This is a genomic window from Methanoregula sp. (assembly GCF_002835825.1).
Taxonomy (GTDB): domain Archaea; phylum Halobacteriota; class Methanomicrobia; order Methanomicrobiales; family Methanospirillaceae; genus Methanoregula.
The window spans coordinates 1-1,317 of record NZ_PIZH01000577.1 but is presented as its reverse complement, the minus strand read 5'-3'; the positions used below and the strand labels follow the sequence as shown (position 1 = coordinate 1,317).

At 60.0% G+C, this 1,317-nt stretch carries 1 protein-coding gene; it reads left to right on the top strand.

Going from position 1 to position 1,317, the window contains the following annotated elements:
- Positions 1-1,214 (top strand): nickel-dependent hydrogenase large subunit (locus CW742_RS13440; protein WP_292421230.1); only part of this gene is annotated, 1,214 nt, incomplete at its 5' end.
- Positions 1,215-1,317 lie beyond the last annotated feature (103 nt).

The window sequence follows — 1,317 nt, the reverse complement described above, 5'->3', positions numbered from 1 at the left end:
TGGCGGGGCGGCAGGGGAGGGGGACTAACATGGTGGAAGTGCTGGTACCGATCGGCCCGCACCACCCTGCGCTCAAGGAACCGGTGAACTTCCGGATCTACGTGGAAGGGGAGAAGATTGTCCGGCTTGACCTCGACCTCTCCTATAACCACCGGGGTATCGAAAAGGCCGCCGAGGAGCGCAACTTCATCCGTGTCCTCCCGCTCCTGGAGCGCGTCTGCGGCATCTGCTCCCATTCCCATGCAACGGCCTTTGCCAAGGGGATCGAGGAGATCATGGGGCTTGAGATCCCGGTGCGGGCGCAGTACATTCGTACTATCATGGCAGAACTCGAACGGATGCACTCCCATCTCCTCTGGCTCGGTGTTGCTGCCCACGAGATCGGGTTCAACACCCTCCTGATGTGGACCTGGCTCGACCGGGAGGCGGTGCTGGACACGCTCGAAGAGATGTCCGGCAACCGCGTCCACTACAACATGAATGAAATCGGTGGTGTGCGTCTTGACCTTTCAGAGAAGCAGGTAGAAGCGGCAAAGCAGCGGCTCCCAGTGCTGGAAGACCGCATTGCGCAGTACGTGGACATGGTCAGCCACCAGGAAACAATGCTGATCCGGTTCCGGGGTGTCGGGAAACTCTCGAAAGAGGAGATTTTGAAGTACGGGACCGTCGGCCCTACTGCGCGGGCAAGCGGGGTGGACTATGATGTCCGCCGGGACGACCCGTACCTTGTCTATGACGAGGTCCCCTGGAACGTGGTCACGGACACGGGAGGCGATGTGTACGGCAGGACCAAGGTGCGCATCGGTGAACTCTCAGAGAGCCTGAAGATCGTGCGGCACTGCATCGAGAACCTCCCTGAAGGGCCGATCCGCGTTACCAGTGCCCCAAAGACCGCACCAAAGGGAGAGATCCTCTCGCGATACGAGGCTCCCCGCGGCGAATTGGCGCATTTCATCCGGACCAATGGTACCGACAAAGCCGAGCGCCTCGACATCAGGACACCAACGCTGGCGAACTGGACTTCGGTGGCAAAGGCCCTCGTCAACCAGAACCTTGCGGATATTCCCGTGATTGTGGCGGCCATCGACCCCTGTCTTTCATGTACTTCGCGCATGACGGTTATCGATACCGGCACCCTGGCGCAGGGCAGCATCACGTGGGATGATCTGGTAAGGAAGTGCCGGGCACGGTACGGGATGGGAGTGCAGCAATGAGCGACCTCCTCATGCTCGCGGTGTACATTCTCATCTTCCCCGGGTTTCTCGTCCTTTTAGCCTCTGCCTTCCTCTTCCAGTATTTCCACCGCAAGCTCCCGTG